The 1,562-nt window shown below is 52.4% G+C and carries 2 protein-coding genes; both read right to left on the bottom strand.

Annotated features, from left to right (window positions below; genetic code table 11):
- Positions 1-29: 29 nt before the first annotated feature.
- Positions 30-236, bottom strand: coding sequence for a cbb3-type cytochrome oxidase assembly protein CcoS (ccoS, locus tag ACRCZA_RS05690; protein ID WP_438673497.1), 207 nt, complete (start codon positions 234-236; stop codon positions 30-32).
- 20 nt (positions 237-256) lie between these two features.
- On the bottom strand, positions 257-1,562 hold a 1,306-nt coding region (locus tag ACRCZA_RS05685), incomplete at its 5' end, for a heavy metal translocating P-type ATPase (RefSeq protein ID WP_438673496.1).

Here is a 1,562-nt window from a genome sequence, read left to right as displayed (position 1 = left end):
TAAAAATGCCCCGGTGATATTGTACTCAATCACTGTGGCATGCCTGGTTTGTTCGGGCGTTCAGCTGAGGTTGCCGCGGGGGCGGAGGGACGCTGTGGATCCTCATCAAAGAGAATAGAAACGCTTTGGCGGTCCAGATCATCAAATTGCTCTGATTTGACCGCCCAAAAGAATACTGCAACGGCGATGAGTACGAAGATCATTGCAATTGGAATTAACACGTAAATAATGCTCATTAATCAACCTTATGTTTTTATTATACTTTGATGCGCAGTAGTCGCAGGCTATTGCCGACGACAATCAACGAGCTTGCCGACATCCCCAGCGCAGCAATGTAGGGCGCTACGTGGCCTGTTACGGCCAAGGGGAGGATCAGCGCATTATATCCGAGCGCCCATGCGAGATTCTGTTTGATAATTTGGGTGGTTAATTTCGCGACGGCCACCGCTTGGGTAAAGCGGGATAGGTGATCCCCGAGCAAAATTAAGTCGGCGCTATTTTTAGCAATAGCGCTACCGCTGCCCATGGCCACGGACAACTCGGCGCCCGCTAATACGGGCGCATCATTAATTCCATCGCCAAACATTGCGACGTGGCTATGCTGTTGTAATTCCGTCACGAGCGCGAGTTTTGCGCTAGGGGTGAGGCCACTGTGGACATCATCAATACCGAGCTCGGTCGCCAGTTGTTGCACATGCCCAGAGTTATCGCCGCTGGCGATGCTTATCCGGCAACCTTGTTGCTTTAGTTGGGCTATCGTGGCTTGGCTGTCTTGGCGAATATTGTCGAGGATGGTAAAGCGAGCTAATACCTCAACTTGCTGTTGATGAGCTCTGGCTAACCAAATCCTTTGGATAGGATCGTTGCTATCGGCAGTGGCACCGGTCAATAGCGCATTGCCAATGAGGTATTCAGTGCCGTTGATCTGGCCACGCACCCCAAAGCCCACCTCATGATGGATATGCTCAGCCACGAGTGTGTCATCGCTAAATGGGGCAAATGCCGCGGCGATGGGGTGGCGCGAACCACTCTCAAGGGTCGCGGCAATGGCTAAGGCTTGGGCCTGAGTGATATCCGCTAGGCAATCGGTTTGGCCAAGGGTGAGGGTGCCGCAGGTGAGGGTGCCAGTCTTATCAAAGACCACATGGTTGATAAGGGGCAGTTTTTCAAACACACCGGCTTTGCGAGTAATGATCCCAAGGCGAGTAAAGATGGCGGTCGCGCAGGTGACTGCGGTTGGGGTCGCCAGAGCCAAGGCGCAGGGGCAGGTGGCCACTAATACCGATAAGGTGACCCAAAAGGCATCTTCTGGGGAGAGTTGATGCCAAACCAAGTAGGTTATCGCCGCAATGGTGAGAATGGTGCCCGAAAAATAGCGCGATAACTTATCAGCAAGCAGGGCAATGGCAGGCTTAGTGTTGGATGCCAGTTCCTGTAGCCGAATGATTTCAGCAACCAGTTGATCTTGCCCTAATGCAGTGACTTTGACTTTGAGCGGTTGGTCAACGTTGATGGTGCCAGCATAAACCATCTGATCCTGCTGCTTTTCAATCGGCATTTGC

Origin of the sequence: Shewanella sp., from assembly GCF_051658185.1 — a bacterium.
GTDB lineage: Bacteria > Pseudomonadota > Gammaproteobacteria > Enterobacterales > Shewanellaceae > Shewanella.
The sequence above is the reverse complement of the archived record's forward strand: the minus strand, read 5'-3'. Positions and strand labels throughout refer to the sequence as shown.

Excerpts from the sequence above, each read along its gene's own strand:
- ccoS (WP_438673497.1), bottom strand. The coding sequence starts at position 236 with ATGAGCATTATTTACGTGTTAATTCCAATTGCAATGATCTTCGTACTC.